Source organism: Pseudomonas putida (genome assembly GCA_041879295.1).
Classification (GTDB): Bacteria; Pseudomonadota; Gammaproteobacteria; order Pseudomonadales; family Pseudomonadaceae; genus Aquipseudomonas; species Aquipseudomonas putida_Y.
On record CP047152.1, the window covers coordinates 624,160 to 642,477 of the forward strand.

At 63.7% G+C, this 18,318-nt stretch carries 15 protein-coding genes; 4 read left to right on the forward strand and 11 right to left on the reverse strand.

Annotated features, from left to right (window positions below; translation table 11 throughout):
* Positions 1-115: 115 nt before the first annotated feature.
* The 5 genes from GST84_02890 to GST84_02910 are packed head-to-tail and all read right to left on the reverse strand — an operon-like array spanning position 116 to position 5,447.
* Positions 116-1,204, reverse strand: a complete 1,089-nt coding sequence (locus GST84_02890; protein ID XGB11365.1) for an alcohol dehydrogenase catalytic domain-containing protein — start codon at positions 1,202-1,204, stop codon at positions 116-118.
* A gap of 28 nt (positions 1,205-1,232) precedes the next feature.
* Positions 1,233-2,339, reverse strand: coding sequence for an acetoin dehydrogenase dihydrolipoyllysine-residue acetyltransferase subunit (locus tag GST84_02895; protein XGB11366.1), 1,107 nt, complete (start codon positions 2,337-2,339; stop codon positions 1,233-1,235).
* On the reverse strand, positions 2,336-3,358 hold the full coding sequence (locus tag GST84_02900) for an alpha-ketoacid dehydrogenase subunit beta (GenBank protein ID XGB11367.1): 1,023 nt from the start codon (positions 3,356-3,358) through the stop codon (positions 2,336-2,338). Before GST84_02900 ends, GST84_02895 begins: the two co-directional genes overlap by 4 nt.
* 33 nt (positions 3,359-3,391) lie before the next feature.
* On the reverse strand, positions 3,392-4,369 hold the full coding sequence (locus GST84_02905) for an ABC transporter substrate-binding protein (protein ID XGB11368.1): 978 nt from the start codon (positions 4,367-4,369) through the stop codon (positions 3,392-3,394).
* Between the two features lie 22 nt (positions 4,370-4,391).
* A complete protein-coding gene (locus GST84_02910; GenBank protein XGB11369.1) occupies positions 4,392-5,447 on the reverse strand; it encodes an ATP-NAD kinase in 1,056 nt (351 codons plus the stop codon).
* Between the two features lie 283 nt (positions 5,448-5,730).
* On the opposite strand from GST84_02910, the gene GST84_02915 reads away from it, so the two are divergent.
* Positions 5,731-7,584 (forward strand): GAF domain-containing protein, encoded by a 1,854-nt coding sequence (locus GST84_02915; GenBank protein ID XGB11370.1) that lies wholly within the window; start codon positions 5,731-5,733, stop codon positions 7,582-7,584.
* Positions 7,585-7,639: 55 nt separating this feature from the next.
* Here GST84_02915 and accC read toward each other — a convergent pair whose 3' ends face one another.
* The 6 genes from accC to GST84_02945 form a co-directional block, all read right to left on the reverse strand.
* The gene (gene accC / locus GST84_02920) at positions 7,640-8,995 is read right to left on the reverse strand and encodes an acetyl-CoA carboxylase biotin carboxylase subunit (GenBank protein ID XGB11371.1); all 1,356 of its coding nucleotides are present in this window, start codon (positions 8,993-8,995) and stop codon (positions 7,640-7,642) included.
* 17 nt (positions 8,996-9,012) lie between these two features.
* Complete coding sequence (locus GST84_02925; protein XGB11372.1) at positions 9,013-9,477, reverse strand: acetyl-CoA carboxylase biotin carboxyl carrier protein; 465 nt, start codon at positions 9,475-9,477, stop codon at positions 9,013-9,015.
* A 99-nt stretch (positions 9,478-9,576) separates the two neighbouring features.
* The gene (gene aroQ, locus GST84_02930; protein ID XGB11373.1) at positions 9,577-10,032 is read right to left on the reverse strand and encodes a type II 3-dehydroquinate dehydratase; all 456 of its coding nucleotides are present in this window, start codon (positions 10,030-10,032) and stop codon (positions 9,577-9,579) included.
* A gap of 179 nt (positions 10,033-10,211) precedes the next feature.
* Positions 10,212-11,984 carry a protein-disulfide reductase DsbD gene (gene dsbD, locus GST84_02935; GenBank protein XGB11374.1) on the reverse strand — a complete coding sequence of 591 codons (1,773 nt, stop codon included), beginning with the start codon at positions 11,982-11,984 and terminating at the stop codon, positions 10,212-10,214.
* A 341-nt stretch (positions 11,985-12,325) separates the two neighbouring features.
* Positions 12,326-14,287, reverse strand: a complete 1,962-nt coding sequence (locus tag GST84_02940; GenBank protein XGB15697.1) for a methyl-accepting chemotaxis protein — start codon at positions 14,285-14,287, stop codon at positions 12,326-12,328.
* A 143-nt stretch (positions 14,288-14,430) separates the two neighbouring features.
* Complete coding sequence (locus tag GST84_02945) at positions 14,431-15,786, reverse strand: diguanylate cyclase (protein XGB11375.1); 1,356 nt, start codon at positions 15,784-15,786, stop codon at positions 14,431-14,433.
* 248 nt (positions 15,787-16,034) lie between these two features.
* Here GST84_02945 and GST84_02950 point away from each other — a divergent pair, with 248 nt between their 5' ends.
* From GST84_02950 to GST84_02960, 3 genes are all read left to right on the forward strand, one after another.
* Positions 16,035-17,102, forward strand: a complete 1,068-nt coding sequence (locus GST84_02950) for a DUF2333 family protein (protein ID XGB11376.1) — start codon at positions 16,035-16,037, stop codon at positions 17,100-17,102.
* 2 nt (positions 17,103-17,104) lie between these two features.
* Positions 17,105-17,638: an NUDIX domain-containing protein gene (locus tag GST84_02955; protein ID XGB11377.1), complete on the forward strand. Its 534-nt coding sequence runs from the start codon at positions 17,105-17,107 to the stop codon at positions 17,636-17,638.
* 239 nt (positions 17,639-17,877) lie between these two features.
* A complete protein-coding gene (locus tag GST84_02960; protein ID XGB11378.1) occupies positions 17,878-18,249 on the forward strand; it encodes a translation initiation factor Sui1 in 372 nt (123 codons plus the stop codon).
* The last annotated feature ends 69 nt before the right edge of the window (positions 18,250-18,318 follow it).

Here is an 18,318-nt window from a genome sequence, read left to right on the forward strand (position 1 = left end):
TGCCCTGTAGGAGCGGCTTCAGCCGCGAACACCGGCGAAGCCGGTGCCCTCAACCGTGTTGCTTCTTCGCGGGCGCGCCCGCTCCCACAGGTGCCACGTTGCCTTCAAGGTGCAATCAGCGCACACCCGGTGAAACGATGATCTTCACATTCTCCTCTTTGTTGTTCACCAGTTCCTCGAAGCCCAGCTCGACAATCTGCTCCAATCCGATCCGGCCGGTTACCAGCGGGCGAATATCCAGACGACCATCAGCAATGAAGGCAATCACGTCGGCAAACTCGCCGTTGTACGCCAACGCCCCCAGCACCTGCTTCTCGGTGGACACCAGCTCGAAGAAGTTGAACTCGCTGGGCTCTTCGAAAATACCCACCAGCACGCACTTGCCTGCTTTGCGGATGGTGTCGATGGCCAGCTTGGCCGTATGTTTGTTGCCGATGCACTCAAAACTCACATCGGCGCCCAGCCCTGCTGTCAGTGCGCGGATTTCCGCCTGGGCATCGCACTGGCTGGGGTCCAGCACAACGTTGGCGCCTACCTCTTTGGCTTTGGCTTTGCGCGCAGAGGACATTTCAAGGGCGATGACCTGCGCCGCCCCCGCAGCCTTGGCGCACATGATGGTGCAAAGGCCGATGGTGCCGGCCCCCACCACTACAACGGTTTGCCCAAGCAGGCTGCCGGCCTTTTTCACCGCGTGCATACCCACCGCCAGTGGTTCGATCAGTGCCCCGGCTTCGGCAGGGAAGCCCTGCGGCAGCCGGTAGAGCAGGTTGGCGGGCACGTTGACCAGCTCGGCGAACGCACCGTTGTTCATCAGGCCGGTGAACGCCAGGCGCTCGCAGATGTTGTACAGGCCATGGGTGCAGTAATAGCAGGTGCCGCAATGCTGGCAGGCGTCTGCCGCCACCGGGTCGCCTACGGCATAGCCCTCCACGCCTTCGCCAAGCTTGGCGATGTGGCCGCAGAATTCGTGGCCGAGGATACACTGGCCCTGAATGCCGGTCAGCGGGTGCGGGGCCTCTACCGGGATGAACACCGGGCCGGCAACATACTCGTGCAGGTCGGAGCCGCAGATGCCGCACCAGTCCACCTTGATCTGCACCCAGCCCGGCGCAGGGTCGGCCGGCAAAGGTACCTGTTCGACACGAATATCGTTGCGGCCATGCCAGACGGCCGCGCGCATGTGGGTGTGGCTCAGGTCATTCATTGTTGTTCTCCAGGCTCACGAAAAGGGCTTAGTGCTTGCGCAGGAATGCGAGCAGTTGCTGGTTGACCTGTTCGGCCGCCTCCATCTGCACCATGTGGCCGGCCTCTGGCAGCACCAGTACTTCGGCTTCCAGGCCCTCGGCATGGCTGGCCGGGATGATCGCATCCTTGCCACCCCACACCACCAGTGCCGGGTGATTGCCCAGTACCCCGCGCAAGTCGTGGCGCTGCCGGTCGCCGTCGGCGAGCGCGCCTGCCAGCTGCTGCAGGGCCTGGTCCACACCTTCCAGGCGCTTGAACTTGAGCATGTCCTCCAGCATTTGCCGGGTGACCAGCGCCGGGTCGGCAAACAACTGCACCATCTGCGGTTTGAGTGCATTGCGGTTGGCAGCGGTGACGAAACCTTGCAAGTACTGCCCGTTGATCGCTTCGCCCAGCCCGGCGCTGGCCACCAGGCTCAGGCTGGCTACCCGTTGCGGTGCCAGGCGCGCCACGTTGAGGCTGACGGCACCGCCCATGGAATGGCCGGCCAGGTGGGCCTTGGCGATGTCCAGGTGGTCGAGCAGGGCGAGCACGGTTTCGCTCAACTCATCCAGGTCGCCCCGCTGCAGGGCTTTGGCCGACTCGCCGTGGCCCGGCAGGTCGAGGGCGATGACCCGCCGCTCGGCAGCCAGTGCCGGGTGATTGAACAGCCAGTTGTTGAGGTCACCGCCAAACCCGTGCACCAGCACCAGCGGTGTGCCGCCTTCACCCAGCTCGAACCAGCGCAGCAGACGCCCGCCTACTTCCGCCTTCTGAGGGGCCGGCCCTTGGCTCTGGTCGGTGCCGCCTTCGGCGACGAACTCGGCCTGGAAGCGCTGTACCACAGCATCGATCTCGGCCTCTTCTGCTTCGCCTTCGACGACCACCGCCAGCAGTGCGCCGACGGGCAGGGTTTCATCCGGTTTGGCCACCTGGCGGCGCAGCACGCCGTTGAACGGCGCTTCGACGCTGCTGCTGATCTTGTCGGTCTCGACGTCCAGCACCTCGTCGCCCTTGCTGATTTCGTCACCTTCCTGCTTGAGCCAGGTGTCCACCCGGCCCTCGGTCATCGACAGGCCCCACTTGGGCATGGTCAGGGTATGGATCTGGCTCATGCGGCACTCCTTGCGGCTTCGATCACCTTGCGCACGGCGGCTTCGATCTTCGCCGCGTCAGGGATGTACAGGTCTTCCAGGGCATCGGAGAACGGCACCGGAGTATGCGGCGCGGTGACCATTTCGATCGGGCCCTTGAGTGCGGCAAAAGCCTTCTGCGCCACCAACGCGCTGATGTCGGTGGCCATCGAGCAGCGCGGGTTGGCTTCATCGATCACTACCAGGCGGCCGGTCTTCTCCACACTTTCCAGAATGCTGTCTTCGTCCAGTGGGCTGGTAGTGCGCAAATCCAGCACCTCGCAGTCGATGCCCTGGCGGGCCAGGTTGTTGGCGGCCTCCAGCGCCACATGCACCATGCGCCCGTAGGTAACAAGGGTCACATCGTCGCCGTCGCGCACGAAGTTGGCTTCGCCGAACGGTACGGTGTACACCTCTTCCGGCACCTCGCCCTGCATGCTGTACAGCAGCTTGTGTTCGCAGAAGATCACCGGGTCGTTGTCGCGGATCGCCTGGATCAACAGGCCCTTGGCATCGTAAGGCGAGGAGGGGCACACCACCTTCAGGCCGGGGATGTGCGTCCATAGCGAGGTGAGCATTTGCGAGTGCTGGGCCGCCGCGCGCAGGCCGGCGCCATACATGGTGCGCATCACCAGCGGGGTCACTGCCTTGCCGCCGAACATGTAGCGGAACTTGGCGGCCTGGTTGAGGATCTGGTCCAGGCAGCAGCCGGCGAAGTCGACGAACATCAGTTCGCACACCGGGCGCAGGCCCTGGGTGGCAGCACCGACGGCCGCGCCGACGTAGCCGATTTCCGACAGCGGTGCATCAAGCACGCGGCCGGGGAATTGGTGGTACAGGCCTTTGGTCACGCCCAACACGCCACCCCAGGCGTCATCCTCGCCGGGCGCACCGGCACCGCCGGCGACGTCTTCGCCAATGATGAACACCGTGTTGTCGCGGCGCATTTCCTGGGCCAGGGCTTCGTTGATGGCCTGCTGGTAGCTGATCTTTCTTGCCATGGTGGTTCTCCTGTTGTTCTTGTAATCCGCGGCTCAGGGGTAGGCGACGTAGACGTCGGTGAGCAGGTCGGCGGGCTGTGGCTTGGGATCGGACTTGGCGCGGCGAACGGCGTCTTCGATCAGGTCCTCGACGCGGGCGTCGATGGCGTCCAGTTGCTCGGCCGTGAGCAGGCCGGCGCGGGTGGTCTTGTTGCGAAATTGCATGAGGCAGTCGCGGGATTCGCGCAGGTTCTTCACTTCATCAGGGGCGCGGTAGGTTTGCGCATCGCCTTCGAAATGGCCGTAGTAACGGCTGAGCTTGACCTCGATCAGCGACGGCCCTTGCCCGGAACGGGCGCGCTCGATGGCGGCGCCGGCGGCCTCGTATACGGCAAAGAAGTCGAAGCCGTCGATGGTGACGCCTGGCATGCCGAAGCCGGCAGCGCGGTCGGCAATATGGTCGCAGGCGACGGACCAGTTGGAGGCAGTGGCCTCGGCGTAGCCGTTGTTCTCGGCCACGAAGATGCAGGGCAGGTTCATGATCGACGCCATGTTCATGGCTTCAAACACGGCGCCCTCGTTGGATGCCCCATCGCCGAAGAAGGCTACCGACACGTCATCGCGGCCCTTGAGCTTGGCCGCCAGCGCCGCCCCGGCCACCAGTGGTGCGCCGGCGCCGACGATACCGTTGGCACCGAGCATGCCTTTTTCCAGGTCGGCAATGTGCATCGAGCCGCCCTTGCCGCCGCATACTCCGGTCTTCTTGCCGTAGATCTCGGCCATCATGCCGTACACGTCCACGCCTTTGGCGATGCAGTGGCCATGGCCGCGATGGGTCGAGGCGATGCAGTCGCTGTCGCGCAGGTGGGCCATGACCCCGGCGGCAGAGGCTTCTTCGCCGGCATACAGGTGGACGAAACCGGGAATTTCGCCGGTGGCGAACTCCACATGCAGGCGTTCTTCGAAGGCGCGGATGGTCCGCATGACTTCATAGGCATGCAGCAGTTGTTCAGTACTGAGTTGATTGGACATCTTGTTGTTCTCCGGGGTTGTCTCAACACGGGTTTGCAGGGTGCAGGCGGTGGCCGCGCGGGACGGCCAGCAAGTGGTGGCGGGCGGCATGCGCCAGCACGGCCTCGACGTCCACGCTGAGTGGGCCTTGGTGGTCGAGGGTGATGGTGGGCGTGTCATGCTCGGCAAATTCGATTTCGCGTTCGCCGTCCAGGGCCAGGGTGCCGCTGGCCAGGCTCAGGCGATGGGCGACGCCGGGCGTCAGCGGACCGCAGGCGGAGATGCCGCAGGCTTGCAGCAGGCCGGGCGCCAATGGCGCCAACAACGCCTGTTCGGCACCGGGGGCCAGGCGTACCCAGGCGCCGTGCGGATCTTGCCGTGACACCGGGCACCATAGGCCGCACAGGGCCGACAGGCCGATGGCGTGGGGTTCGGCGAAGCAGGCGAAGACTTCGCAGAGGTCCTCGCTGCGGCTGAGCGCACGGGCACCGATGAAGCGCTGCGGCGACACGGCCACCTCGACCAAGGCCCATTCGGCCAGCTGTTGTTCAGGCACGTTCACCAGTAAGCGTTTGTTGCGGCGCAAGCCGATGCTGGCCGGTACCCGGCCACTGGCAAGCAGGCCACCGGCCAGGCCCGCGCTGGTGGCTTCACGAAGTTCGGGGAAGGCGTTGTTGGTGCCGGTGGACAGGGTCAGCAGCGGCACGTCACCGGCCTCGGCGGCGACCGCCTTGTGGGTGCCATCACCACCCAACACGGCGATCATCGCCACGCCGCGCTCGACCATGCGCCGGGTAGCCAGGCGGGTATCGGCCACGGTCTGGCTCAGTGGCAGGTCGAGGATCTCGATGGCCGGCCAGTGCTGGTCACGGGCCCCTGGGCCCTGGCTGGCCTTGAGCACTGCGGCAGCGATGCCGGTCATGTCGCTGGGCAACAACACCTGGCCAATGCCGGTGGCGCCGAAAGCGGCCAGCAGGCGCTGGATAGCCGAGGCCTTGTCGGTGCTTGAATAGAGCCCGGCATTGGCGGTCAGGCGGCGCAGGTCGCGGCCAGAGGCAGGGTTGGCAATGATCCCGACAATCGGGGCGGGTAGCGGCATGGCGCACCTCATATTTTTGTTTGCAAGGGGAGGAGCAAGCGGGGTGCCAGCTTTCTTCGCGATGGCTGAAGTTGCCGGACTAGAGGGTTCTGGTCGTGTTCGGGCAGGTCTTCACGGGTGTGGCGGCGAGACGCCGGGTGCCAGCGCCGGGCCAGCGTTGCCGAGACGCTGAGACGCTGCGTCTCAAGCCAGCCGGTAATCACACAGTGCTTGTCGGGGCATGCCCAGAGGCGCTTAATGGCCGGACAACGATAAAAACAGTAACGAGAACCGGAGGGCCTGAATGCTTGCCGCGAACTCCCGAGCCCATGTGGACTGCGTCAGCAGGGTGTTGAAGAATGCCGACCGCCTGCCGCAGGCGCCGGTACCACCACTGATTCTCGATTCATGGCGTCGCTCCATGGATGTGTACCGCCTCGACCCCGGTTCTCAGCAGGGGCCGCGTATCCTTTCCCAAAGCCTGCTCAACGAATGCCGCGAACGCGCCGAGCTGTTCCTGCGCATCGCCAGCGATGCCGTGGCGCGCTTGCACGAACGGGTGCGCGGCGCTGACTACTGCGTGCTGCTTACCGATGCCCAGGGGCGAACCATCGATTACCGGGTCGAGTCGGCCATCCGTAACGACTGTCGCAAGGCTGGGCTATATCTGGGGACCTGCTGGTCGGAGGGCGAGGAGGGCACATGCGGCGTGGCGGCGGTACTGACCAGCAAGGCCCCGGTCACGGTGCACAAGCGCGATCACTTTCGCGCCGCCTTCATTGGCCTGACCTGCACAGCGGCGCCGGTGTTCGACCCGTTGGGCGAGCTGCTGGGCGTGGTTGATGTGTCGGCCTTGCAGTCGCCGGACGATCGGCGCAGCCAGCACCTGATCCGCCAACTGGTCGAGCAGACGGCCCGCGAGATTGAAAACGCCTTCTTCATGCACAGCGCCCAGGGCCACTGGGTGATGCGCGCCCACGGCACGCCTGGCTATGTGGAGAGCCAACCCGACTACCTGCTGGCCTGGGATGCCGATGGCCGCTTGCAGGCAATAAACAGCCTGGCGCGGCAACGGCTGGTGGAACGCCTGGGACGCTTGCCCGAGCACATTGGTGAACTGTTCGACATCGACCAGCTGCGCCGGGTGAGCGCGTCGTCCGCCCAGCGTCTGCCTGGTCTGGGCGGTTTGTATGGCAGGGTCAGCGCACCGCAGCAACGCCAGCGTGCGCAGCCTGTGCGCCAGGCCCAGGACACCCGCATCGAGCAGCACCTGCGGTTGGCCACGCGGGTCAAGGACTGCAACCTGGCGGTGCTGGTACTGGGGGAGACCGGGGCCGGCAAGGAAGTATTCGCCCGCCAACTGCACCAGCAAAGCCAGCGCTGTGATGGCCCATTCGTTACCCTGAACTGCGCGGCCATCCCGGAAACCCTGATCGAAAGCGAGTTGTTCGGCTATGTGGCCGGGGCCTTCACCGGGGCTTCCAGCAAAGGCATGCAAGGGCTGTTGCAGCAGGCCGATGGCGGCACGTTGTTCCTCGACGAGATCGGGGACATGCCGCTGAACCTGCAAACCCGCCTGCTGCGGGTGCTGGCGGAGGGGGAGGTGGCGCCGCTGGGGGCGGCACGGCGGGAGCGGGTGGATATTCAGGTGATCTGTGCGACCCATCGCGATCTGGCGTCGATGGTGGAGGACGGGCGATTTCGTGAAGACTTGTACTTCCGCCTGGCCAATGCCCGCTTTGAGCTACCCCCCTTGCGTGAGCGTGATGACCGGCTGGGGCTGATTCACCAGTTGCTGGCCGAGGAGGCTGCGGCTTGCGGGGTGGAGGTGGTGTTGGCGGATGACGCGCTGCAGGCGTTACTGGTTTATCGCTGGCCGGGCAATTTGCGCCAGCTGCGGCAGGTGTTGCGGTATGCCTGTGCGGTGAGTGAGGGCGGGCAGGTGCGCCTACAGGATCTGCCGCAGGAGGTGCGTGGTGAAGCGGTTGGCTCGGCTGAAAGCGGGGTGTCGTGCCCGGCCCGGCAGCTGTTGCTGGACGCGCTGATCCGCCATCGCTGGAAGCCGGCGGATGCGGCGCGGGCTTTGGGTATTTCGCGTGCGACGCTTTATCGGCGAGTGCATGAGCATCGTATCGACATGCCGCGGATGAAGAGCTAGGGGCAATAAAAAACCCCGGCACAGGGCCGGGGTTCTGGTACATCACACTACACGATCACTCCTGGTTGGCCAGTTTGTGCTCGAGGTAGTGAATGTTGACGCCGCCTTTGCAGAAGCCTTCATCACGCACCAGGTCGCGGTGCAGCGGGATGTTGGTCTTGATGCCGTCGACGACGATCTCGTCCAGGGCATTGCGCATGCGCGCCATGGCTTCGTCGCGGTCCTTGCCGTAGGTGATCAGCTTGCCGATCAGCGAGTCGTAGTTCGGCGGAACCGAATAACCGCTGTACAGGTGCGAATCGACGCGTACGCCGTTGCCGCCTGGGGCGTGGAAGTGCTTCACCTTGCCTGGGCTCGGGATGAACTTCTTCGGGTCTTCGGCGTTGATCCGGCACTCCAGCGAGTGGCCACGGATCACCACGTCTTCCTGGCGGAACGACAGTTTGTTGCCAGCGGCGATGCTCAGCATCTCCTTGACGATGTCGATGCCAGTGACCATCTCCGATACCGGGTGCTCAACCTGCACGCGGGTGTTCATCTCGATGAAGTAGAAGCGGCCGTTTTCGTACAGGAACTCGAAAGTACCCGCACCACGGTAGCCGATCTCGATGCACGCATCGACGCAGCGCTTGAACACTTCCTGGCGGGCTTTCTCATCGATGCCCGGGGCTGGTGCTTCTTCCAGTACTTTCTGGTGACGGCGCTGCAGCGAGCAGTCGCGGTCGCCCAGGTGAATGGCGTTGCCCTGGCCGTCGGACAGTACCTGTACTTCCACGTGGCGTGGGTTGGTCAGGAACTTCTCCAGGTAAACCATCGGGTTACCGAAGGCTGCACCGGCTTCGGTACGGGTGAGCTTGGCCGAGGAAATCAGGTCCTCTTCCTTGTGCACCACGCGCATGCCGCGACCACCACCGCCACCGGCGGCCTTGATGATCACCGGGTAGCCGACGTCACGGGCAATCGCCAGGGCAACTTCTTCGTCTTCTGGCAGTGGGCCATCGGAGCCCGGTACGGTCGGTACGCCCGACTTGATCATCGCGTCCTTGGCCGAAACCTTGTCGCCCATCAGGCGAATGGTGTCGGCTTTCGGGCCGATGAAGGCGAAACCGGATTTTTCCACCTGTTCGGCGAAATCGGCGTTTTCTGCCAGGAAGCCGTAACCCGGGTGAATCGCAGTGGCGCCAGTCACTTCGGCGGCAGCGATGATCGCAGGGATATGCAGGTAGGAATCCTTGGACGATGCAGGGCCGATGCAGACCGACTCGTCTGCCAGGCCCAGGTGCATCAGTTCACGGTCGGCAGTGGAGTGCACGGCGACGGTCTTGATACCCAGCTCTTTGCAGGCACGCAGGATCCGCAGGGCAATTTCCCCGCGGTTGGCGATCAGGACTTTTTCGAGCTTCCCAGACATCGTTGGCTCTCCGCGATTCAAACGACGGTGAACAGCGGCTGGTCGAACTCAACCGGCTGGCCGTCTTCTACCAGGATGGCGTCGATGACACCGCCAATATCGGCTTCGATGTGGTTCATCATCTTCATGGCTTCGACGATGCACAGGGTGTCGCCTTTCTTCACGGACTGGCCAACTTCAGCGAAGTTAGGCGAGGTCGGCGAAGGCTTGCGGTAGAAGGTACCTACCATTGGCGAACGGATCACGGTGCCTTTCAGGGCCGGGGCGGCAACAGCAGCGGCTTCGGCGGCTGGGGCAGCAGCGGCGACCGGAGCTGCGGCAGGGGCGGCAGCCATAGGCGCCGGTGCATAGAACTGCTGGGCAGCTGGAGTCTTGCTGTGACGGCTGATACGGACCGACTCTTCGCCTTCCTTGATCTCCAGTTCGTCGATGCCAGACTCTTCCAGCAGCTCGATCAGTTTCTTGACTTTACGGATATCCATTAATCATCAACTCCCAAAGGTTCGGTCAGGGGGCGAAATACAAAAAACGTATCTGAAACGTTTCTCTCGAACCCCGGCCCATTTAGGCCAGGGTTTTCATCATTTGGGCTGTGCGTTGGCAGCCAGTTGTTCCAGTGCGGACTCCAGGGCCAGTCGATAACCGCTGGCGCCCAGACCGCAGATCACCCCTACGGCAACATCGGAAAAGTAGGAGTGGTGACGGAACGGTTCGCGTTTGTGCACGTTGGACAGGTGCACTTCGATGAATGGGATGCTCACCGCAAGCAATGCGTCACGTAATGCGACGCTTGTGTGGGTGAAAGCAGCCGGATTGATCAGGATGAAGTCCACACCCTCGTTGCGTGCGGCGTGAATGCGGTCGATCAGTTCGTATTCAGCATTGCTCTGCAGGTACTGCAGATGGTGGCCTGCGGCGCGGGCACGTTGCTCCAGGTCCTGGTTGATCTGAGCCAGGGTCACGGCGCCATAGTGGCCTGGCTCGCGAGTACCGAGCAGGTTGAGGTTGGGGCCGTGGAGCACCAGTAGCGTTGCCATCTGCGGATTCCTTGGATTTGTAGGGCAATTCGACACAGCGCGGCGAGTGTGCCGTAAAGCAACGGCAAGTGTCCAGTTCCCGGCAATAGCCAGCACGATGTCCGAGGTTCGCGCGAAGTATGTGACCGGATAATTAAATCCGGTCATTCATTTCAGGATTTTTCCCGGCTCGCGGGAAGTTATAGACCGACTTTGCCGCGTACGCGCGTCAGAATCTGCGCAAATTCACCGGCATTTATCTCGCCAATCACCCGATCAGCGGTAATTTCGCTGCCGTTCGCAGCAAAAAACAGCAGGGCGGGTGGGCCGAACAGTTGGTAGCGGTCGAGCAGCTTGCGTTGCTCGGCATTACTTTCGGTGATGTCGAAACGCAGCAGTTTGAAGCCGGACAGCTGAGTTTGCACCTGCGGTGCATTGAGCACCTCATGCTCGATCACCTTGCAACTGATGCACCAGTCGGCGTACCAGTCCAGCAGCACTGGCTGGCCGGCGGCCTTGGCTTGCGCCAGGGCTGCGTCCATGGCGCCAGGTGTGGTGATGGTCTGCCAGGCATCGGCTTTTGCTGCCGGCAGACCGCCGCTGGCGGCCAGTGACGCAACCGGCAGTGGGCGCAGTGGGTCGCCCTGGCCAGTGAGGGCGCCGTACCAACAAGCCAGCGCGTACACCAGCAAGGCCAGACCGAGCAGTTGCGCCAGGCGCTGGGGCGTCGTCTTGACGACGAATTCCAGGGCGCCGAGGAACAGTGCCACACCCGCAGCGAGGAAACCGACCAGCAGCAAGGTCACAGGGCCAGGCAGTACACGGCTGAGCAAGCCGATGGCCAGCCCCAGCAGCAGTACGCCGATGGCGTTTTTCACCGTGTTCATCCATGGGCCGCTTTTGGGCAGCCAGGCCGCGCCCCCGGTGGCCACCAGCAGCAACGGCGCACCCATGCCCAAACCCAGGGCGAACAGCTTGAGCGCACCACCCAGGGCATCGCCACTGGCACTGATATAGAGCAAGGCACCGGCCAAGGGCGCCGATACACACGGAGAAACCAGCAAGCTGGAGAGCACACCGAGCACTGCTGCGCCCAGCAGCGAGCCGCCCCGGGTGTGGTTGGCGACGTTGTTCAGGCGGTTACTCAGGGCCTGGGGCAGCTTCAGCTCGAAGAGGCCGAACATGGCCAGGGCGAACACCACGAAGAACAGCGCGAAGGGAACCAGCACCCAGGCCGACTGCAGGCGCGCCTGCAGGTTCAGGCTTGCACCGAACAGGCCCATCAGTGCGCCGAGTACCGCGAAGCTGGCCGCCATTGGCAGCACGTAGGCCAGCGACAGCGCCAGGCCGCGCACGCCGCCAACCTGGCCGCGCAGCACCACACCGGAGAGGATCGGTAGCATTGGCAGGACACAGGGGGTGAAGGTCAGGCCGACCCCAGCGAGGAAGAACAGCAGTAGCGACTTCCAGTTCCAGCCGTGTTCGCGGGTGGCCGGCGCGTTTGCAACGCCTTCGCCATCGATACTCAGGCGTGCGGTTTCCGGTGGGTAGCACAAGCCCTTGTCGGCGCAACCCTGGTAGCCCACCAGCAGGGTGAAGGCGCGTGGGTCTTTGCGTGGCAACTCGATATCGAGCACGCCGTGGTAAACCTCGACGTCGCCGAAAAATTCATCGTGCTTGGGCTCACCCTTGGGGATGTTCGGCGTGCCCAGGGTGATATCGGCCGGTTCCGTGTGGAACTGGAAGCGGTGCCGGTAGAGGTAGTAGCCATCGGTGGCGACGAAGCGCAGCTTGATGGTTTGCGCATCGGCCTGGACAAGGTTGAGCTTGAAGGCCTCGTGTACCGGCAGGAAGTCGGCGTTGTTGGCCAGCGAAGCGGCGCCGAGGGTGGCGCTGGGGCGGTTGTCGAGCAGGCCTGCGGCGAAGGCAGGGCTGGCCAGCAGCAGTAACAGCATGAAAAACAGGCGGCGCATGGCGGACTCGCGAGGTGGAACTTGCTGCGCATGATAGCGGAGTTGGTGTGGGTTGGGGCCAGTAGTGCTCGCCATGACATGTGCAGTGCCTGGGTGATCGAGCGCCGCCCGCGCGGCGCATCGCGAGCTGCGCTCGCTCCTACGTTTGTTTCGGGCCAGTAACGCCAGTGACAGGCGCGCGCGACCGCCTTGTTTTTACGACGCGATATCACGCCATGCGCCAAGGGGGTCGCGCGCAACTCCCCCAGGAAAAATTGGCCCGAAACAAACGTAGGAGCGAGCGCAGCTCGCGATGCGCCGCGCGGGCGGCGCTCGATCGCCCAGGCGCTGAAAAGCTCAACTCAAACCCTGAACGCTCGCACCGCCCGGTTCAGCTCACCGCCCAGGCTCAGCAACTGTTCGCCCTGTTCACGCCCCTCGCCAATGCGTTGCAGGTTGTCTTCACCCAATTCGTGAATCCGCTCGCTGTGATCACGAATCTCGCTCACCGCGCCACTCTGCTGCGCCGTGACATCAGCAATCCGCACCGCCGTATCGGAAATGGTTCGAATGGCACAGACAATCTCATCCAGTGCCCCATCCGCGGCTTGGGCTTGATTGGCCGTGGCCTCGGCGTGTTCCAGCTGCGCGCGCATCCCCGCCACCGAACTTCTGGCGGCCTGCTGCAAGCGGTCGATCAATGCCTGAATCTCGCCGGTAGCGCCCGTGGTGCGCTGGGCCAGTGAGCGCACCTCATCGGCAACCACGGCAAAGCCACGGCCCATCTCGCCGGCACGGGCCGCTTCTATCGCGGCGTTCAGTGCCAGCAGGTTGGTCTGCTCGGCAATCGAGCGGATCACCGTCAGCACCCCGCCAATGGTTGCCGACTCTTCCGCCAGTTGCTCGATCATGCGGGCGTTGCCTTGCACTTCATCGACCAGTTCACGCAAGCCCGACAGGCTCTGGCCAATTACCGCCTGGCCTTGTTCCACGGCACGCCCGGCATCGCGACTGGCCTCGGCGGCTGCGCTGGCGTCACCGGCCACTTGTTGAATGGTCGCTTCCAGTTCGCCCAAGGCATCGCGGATCTGCCCGGTATCGCCGGCCTGGCGTTCGGCGCCGCCGTGCAGCGCGGCGCTCATGCCGGCCAGGGCGTGGCTGCTGCCGGCCACCTGCTCGGCGTTATGGCGAATGGTGCCTACCAGCTCCACCAGGTACTGACGCAGGCGGTTGAGCGACTCCTGAATGTCATGCAGTTCGCGGTTGGTCTTGCCCAGGACGATGGCCTGGGCGAAGTCGCCCTCGGCCCAGCGTGACAGGGCCGGGGCCAGGCCGGTCAGGGTGCGTGCCAGGCGCCGTTGCAGCGTGTCGATCAGTAGGGCGATCAGCAGGATCAGGCCGATCATCAGGCCTTGGATGATGCGCACCTCGGCAGCGATTTTTGCATGCTGGCCGCGTACTTCGGGCTCCAGCGCGGCGATGGCCTGTTGTACTGCTTCCAGGCGCTGGCCGGTGCTGGCGGCCAGCTCGGCGCGGCGCTCGATCTGTTCGCGGGTGCGTTGCAGTTCGGCCGGGTAGCGATTGAGCAGGCTTTGCAATTCACGCTTAAGGCCCACGGCAATGTCTTCCTGTTGGGCGCTGGCCTGGGATTCCAGGCCCATCATTGCAGCGAAGTCGTCTGCACCGGATTCGGCCGTGCGGGTTACGCCGAGCAGTGGCAGGCCGTCGACTATCTGCGCCTGGGCGCGGATCAGTTGTAGCTCGCGCTCCACCTCATCGGCCAGTTCCGGGCGGCCGCTGCTGACCAGCTTGTCGCGAGCCAACGACAGCCGGCTCAGGTGCACGGTGGCGTCGAGCAAGGGCAGCAAGTAGCGATTGGCCTCGGCGTTGCCACTGTCGCGGGCGTAGCTGGCCATTTGCTCGAAGTTCGCCCCTAGCTCCCGTTCGGCTTGCAGCAACAGGGCTTGCGGGTCGCCGGCCAGCTTGCCGGCGGCCAGCAGTTCGTTGGCGGTGAAGGCCTGCAGGCTATCCAGGCTGGGGCGCAACTTCTCGGCCAGCTCAACGGGCCAGTCCGCCAGTGCGGTCTGCAACTGCTGGTTCGCCTCCATGGCGGCGGCCTGGCGCAGGGCATCGCCGTTGCCCAGGTAGGCCTGGATATTGCGCGCCGCCTGGTTCTGAAACTGCTGGGACAGGCCCAGATAGCGCTCCATCATCTGGTAGGGGCGCTCGAGGGCGCGCTGCGACCACCACAGGGTGGCGCCCAAGGCGATACACACGGTCACCAGCAACAGGGTGTTGAAATTGGTCAGCCACTTCAGGCGCATAGCCACGAACTTCCTGCGCAGGGGAGAGGTAGGCGCCTGAAGTTATTGCGATTTTGTGACGGGGTGATGACGCCAGGGGCTTGGAGTCAGAAAAAAGTGGCACAGTGCCTCTATTGGTATGGCCGGCACAGTGAGTGCGAATCTCAGGGCTCTACACGAACGACGCAATTACGCCCCGCATGCTTGGCCCGGTACAGCGCCTCGTCTGCTGCACTGGCCATGGTCAATGCATCCAGCCCCTCATCCAGTTGCACCACGCCGGCGCTGAAGGTGCACTGCAAGTCTCGTGGCTGCGCCGGGTAGAGAATTTCGGCAAAGCGCCGGCGAATTTCGTCCAGCACTTTGTGTGCGGCGTCCAGCGCGGTATTGGGCATGACGATGGCGAATTCCTCGCCACCGTAGCGGCCAATGAAATCGGTCTTGCGCAAGCGCTGCTTGAGGAATAGAGCAAGGCTCTTGATCACTCGGTCGCCCATGGGGTGGCCATGGCGGTCGTTGATCTTCTTGAAGTGATCGATGTCGAGCATGGCAAAGCTCAACGGCTGCTGCTCACGGCGGGCGCGGAAGCTGCAGTCTTCCAGCAGCTGCAGGATATGAGTGTGGTTGTACAGCCCGGTCAGGCTGTCGCGAACCATGCGCGCCTTCAAATGGCGGGCGCGGGCGGCGCGGTTGCGCACGGTAGTGATCAGGTGGCGTGAGCGAAACGGCTTGGTCAAAAAGTCATCACCGCCTTCGCTCATGGCATCCAGTTGCTTGTCCAGGTCGTCCTCGGCAGACAGGTAGATGATCGGCACACTCACATAACGGTCACTGTGGCGGATTACCTTGGCCAGCTCCGGGCCGGTGCAGGCCGGCATGTACAGGTCAAGGATGATCAGGTCGGGCTGGAAGTCGGCAAGCTCTGCCATCGTGCGGATCGGGTCGGTTAGGCTGCGGGTGAGCATGCCGGCGCCGGCCAGTACACGCTCGGTGTACAGGGCCTGGGTGCGCGAGTCGTCGATGATCAGCACGCGCAACGGGTCGTGCGGGGCGGTGTTGGTCAGCAGTTCGACCTTTTCCAGCAAGCTGGAAGCTTCCAGGCTGCCGGTGAGAAAGTCCTGGCCACCGGCGCGTACTGCGGCAAGGCGGGTTGGGGTGTCGGCTTCGTGATGGCTGAAGAACAACAACGGAATGGAGCGTGCCAGGCCCTGCTGCACCTGGGCGGCCAGCAGCAAGCCCAGGCCGGCGCCGGTGAAGTCGACATCCATGATGATGGCCGACGGCGGGTACTCGCTGATCGAGGCGAGAAACGCTGCGGCGCTGGGCAACGCTTGCACCACCAGACCAAAGAATTCCAGTTGCTGGGCCAGGCGCTGGGCACGCTCGTGGTCCTGCAGCAGGATGTACACCGGTTTGCGCACGGGCAGCAGCAGCTGGTCGAGCGGATCGTCCTTGCGCAGGCCGTTACGCGTCAGCGGCTGGACGGGGCACTGCGGGCTTGGCTCGACTGCTTGGCTCATGTCCTGGCTACTTATAGGTTGGGATGTGCAGGGGCAATGATGGCTCTATGCTAGCAGCTCTTTTCAAGTGCGTGAGTGCCCTGCGTCAACAAAGCGGGTAGAACGAATATTCAGTTGCTGACTGAATGGTCGCTTATGCGTACGGTGGTGTCTGCTTTATAGTGCTGGCATGCGGGCTTACCGTGGCACCCTAGCGCAGGCCTGTGGTCAAAGCCCCTGAACCGTCGTGACTGATTAAGGACAAAGCCATGCTGGACTGGAAAAACCGAGAGGCCAAAGCCGAGCCCCGTGAGCGTGTCGACGGGCGCGGCGCTGCCGCCCGTAGCTACCTTGGCGGCCTTTGGAGCCGTGCCTTGGGGACCCTGATCGGGTTGTACCTGCTGGTGTGTATCGGCCTGGGCTGGTACTGGAGCCAGGAGCCGGCTCTGTTCCCGGTGCAGCAAAACGCCCAGGCTGCAGCCGAACGTGCTGGCCAGCAGATGGTGGTGGGCTATACCACCGTCGAAACCCTCAAGACCGTGGCCAACACTTTGCTGAACAAGCCGGGCGGCTACATTTCCAACGACCGCTTCCCGCCGGGGCTGTGGATGGACAACATGCCAAGCTGGGAATATGGCGTGCTGGTCCAGGTCCGCGACCTGTCCCGTGCTCTGCGTAAAGACTTCGCCCGTTCGCAGTCGCAGTCTACCGAAGACGCCGACCTGGCCAAGGCCGAGCCCCGCTTCAACTTCGACAACAAGAGCTGGATTCTGCCTTCGAGCGAGTCGGAGTTCGAAGAAGGCATCAAGTCGCTGACCCGCTACCAGACCCGCCTGGCTGCCGGCGACAAGGGCGCGATCTTCTATACCCGCGCCGACAACCTGAACAACTGGCTGGGTGACGTGGCAACCCGTCTGGGCTCGCTGTCGCAGCGCCTCTCGGCCAGCGTTGGCCGGGTCAAGCTCAACTCCACGCTGAAGACCGAGTCGGTCGTTGCCGGCCAGGCGCCGCAGGTGGATGAGGAGCTGGTGGAAACGCCATGGCTGCAGATCGACAACGTGTTCTACGAAGCCCGCGGCCAAGCCTGGGCGCTGTCGCACCTGCTGCGTGCCATCGAGGTGGACTTCGCCGACGTGCTGGCGAAGAAGAATGCCACGGTCAGCGTGCGTCAGATCATCCGTGAGCTGGAAGCCTCGCAAGAGCCGCTGTGGAGTCCGATGGTGCTCAACGGCAGTGGCTTCGGCATGTGGGCCAACCACTCGTTGGTCATGGCCAACTACATTTCCCGGGCCAACGCCGCGGTTATCGACCTGCGTCAGCTGCTGTCGCAGGGTTGATGATGGCTATCAGCCCAGCCGAGGCCGCCCATCGGGCGGCTTCCGACCGCGAGCTGGTGACCTGGGTGGACGAAACCGACCAGGTACTGGGCGCCTTGCCTCGTGCCGAGCTGCGCGAGCGTGGCCTGATCGGGCGCTGCACATTCATTCTGCTGTTCAACAGTGCCGGTGAACTGTGTGTACACCGCCGTACGCTGAGCAAGGCGCTGTACCCGGGGTATTGGGATGTGGCGGCGGGCGGCATGGTCGCGGCTGGCGAAGCGTATGCCGAGTCGGCCGCGCGCGAGCTGGCCGAAGAGCTGGGCATCGAGGGCGCCGAGCTGCGCTTTCACGAGCGGTTCTACTTCGACCAGCCTGATAACCGCTTGTGGTGTGCGGTGTATTCGGCGGTGTCGGATGCACCGTTGCGGTTGCAGCCGGAAGAGGTGATCGAGGCGCGCTTCATCGGTCTGGAACAGGCTGAGCAGGAAAGCCTGAGCAAGCCTTATTGCCCGGACTCGTTGGCGGCGTTGCAGCGCTATAAGGCCACTTTGTAGGCTCGGGTTTGCCCGCGAAATACCGGCCCAGACACCCGTTTCGCAGGGCAAGGGCTTTGCCCTTATTCGCGGGTAAACCCGCTCCTACACAATCGCCGTATTTATCGTTACACTGCGCGCCCTTTTCGGGCTGCCGCAATTCTTGCAGCAGTAGCGCCGCCCCTGCCAGAGTGGGGCTTCGCGGTCGGCCTCAACCCCAAGGCACGACCAGTTTTTGTCCTCAGCACCGAGGAACAAAAGTGGCCAAGAAAGCTTCTTCCTTTTCCGCCCTTGGCGGTCTCGTGTACTCCACCGACGCCGGTCGGCACTGCCCCGACTGTGGCCAGCCGGTGGACGCCTGCACCTGCAAGCAGCAAATCATCCCCGAAGGCGACGGCATTGCCCGCGTGCGCCGCGAAAGCAAAGGCCGTGGCGGCAAGACCGTGACCACCGTCACCGGCGTGCCGCTGCCGCCCGACCAGCTCAAAGAACTGGCGACCACGCTCAAGCGCCGCTGCGGCACCGGCGGCGCCCTGAAGGACGGGGTTATCGAGATCCAGGGCGACCATGTCGAGCTGTTGATCGGCGAGCTGACCAAACAGGGTTTCAAGGCGAAAAAGTCCGGCGGCTGAGGCCATCGCGCGATTTTTTGCCCAGCGCTTTCTAAACTCGTTCCCGTGGTCAGAGTCTATGCCTGAGCA

Bases quoted from the DNA above. Each gene is read 5' to 3' on its own strand.
- GST84_02890 (XGB11365.1), bottom strand. From the start codon at position 1,204: ATGAATGACCTGAGCCACACCCACATGCGCGCGGCCGTCTGGCATGGC.
- GST84_02895 (XGB11366.1), bottom strand. From the start codon at position 2,339: ATGAGCCAGATCCATACCCTGACCATGCCCAAGTGGGGCCTGTCGATG.
- GST84_02900 (XGB11367.1), bottom strand. From the start codon at position 3,358: ATGGCAAGAAAGATCAGCTACCAGCAGGCCATCAACGAAGCCCTGGCC.
- GST84_02905 (XGB11368.1), bottom strand. From the start codon at position 4,369: ATGTCCAATCAACTCAGTACTGAACAACTGCTGCATGCCTATGAAGTC.
- GST84_02910 (XGB11369.1), bottom strand. From the start codon at position 5,447: ATGCCGCTACCCGCCCCGATTGTCGGGATCATTGCCAACCCTGCCTCT.
- GST84_02915 (XGB11370.1), top strand. From the start codon at position 5,731: ATGCTTGCCGCGAACTCCCGAGCCCATGTGGACTGCGTCAGCAGGGTG.
- accC (XGB11371.1), bottom strand. From the start codon at position 8,995: ATGTCTGGGAAGCTCGAAAAAGTCCTGATCGCCAACCGCGGGGAAATT.
- GST84_02925 (XGB11372.1), bottom strand. From the start codon at position 9,477: ATGGATATCCGTAAAGTCAAGAAACTGATCGAGCTGCTGGAAGAGTCT.
- aroQ (XGB11373.1), bottom strand. From the start codon at position 10,032: ATGGCAACGCTACTGGTGCTCCACGGCCCCAACCTCAACCTGCTCGGT.
- dsbD (XGB11374.1), bottom strand. From the start codon at position 11,984: ATGCGCCGCCTGTTTTTCATGCTGTTACTGCTGCTGGCCAGCCCTGCC.
- GST84_02940 (XGB15697.1), bottom strand. From the start codon at position 14,287: ATGCGCCTGAAGTGGCTGACCAATTTCAACACCCTGTTGCTGGTGACC.
- GST84_02945 (XGB11375.1), bottom strand. From the start codon at position 15,786: ATGAGCCAAGCAGTCGAGCCAAGCCCGCAGTGCCCCGTCCAGCCGCTG.
- GST84_02950 (XGB11376.1), top strand. From the start codon at position 16,035: ATGCTGGACTGGAAAAACCGAGAGGCCAAAGCCGAGCCCCGTGAGCGT.
- GST84_02955 (XGB11377.1), top strand. From the start codon at position 17,105: ATGGCTATCAGCCCAGCCGAGGCCGCCCATCGGGCGGCTTCCGACCGC.